The following is a 549-nucleotide window of genomic DNA, read 5'->3' as shown; positions in this document are numbered from 1 at the left end:
CTAATCTTAAAACATCATCATAATTTTCTTTTATAATCTTTTCATTAATTTTGCCCTTTAAAATACTTTCAAGATTTTTGGATACCTTTGTTTCACTTAAAGAAAATAATTTTACATCGGATAAATCACGTATTCTAGGAGCAAATCTGAATCCTAAAAGATGAGTAAGTCCAAATACTTGATCAGTATATCCAGCTGTATCTGTGTAGTGTTCTAATATATTTAAATCAGTTTCATGATTTAAAAGCCCATCTAAAACATGAGTAGCATCTCTAGAATTTGTATTAATTACTTTCGTATAGAAAGATGAAAATTGGTCACTTGTAAATCTATAAATAGTAGCACCTTTTCCAGTCCCATAGTGAGGATTAGAATCAGCATGAAGCGATGTAACTCCTAATTGCATACGCATCCCATCCGAAGATGAAGTAGTTCCATCACCCCAATATTTTGACATGTTTAGTTTAGTATGAAAATTAACAAGGTTAACTTGAGCTCTATTTAAAGCATCTTCATGCATTCTCCACTGTGAAATATATGCCATTTGCT

The 549-nt window shown here is 31.0% G+C and carries 1 protein-coding gene; it reads right to left on the bottom strand.

The genetic code is table 11. The features are described from left to right. The coding region (locus L988_RS10605) for a Tn3 family transposase (protein WP_047384106.1) at positions 1 to 549 on the bottom strand (549 nt) is incomplete at both ends.

The organism is Cetobacterium sp. ZWU0022 (assembly GCF_000800875.1).
Lineage (GTDB): Bacteria > Fusobacteriota > Fusobacteriia > Fusobacteriales > Fusobacteriaceae > Cetobacterium_A.
This window is presented reverse-complemented; position numbering and strand designations above follow the sequence as displayed.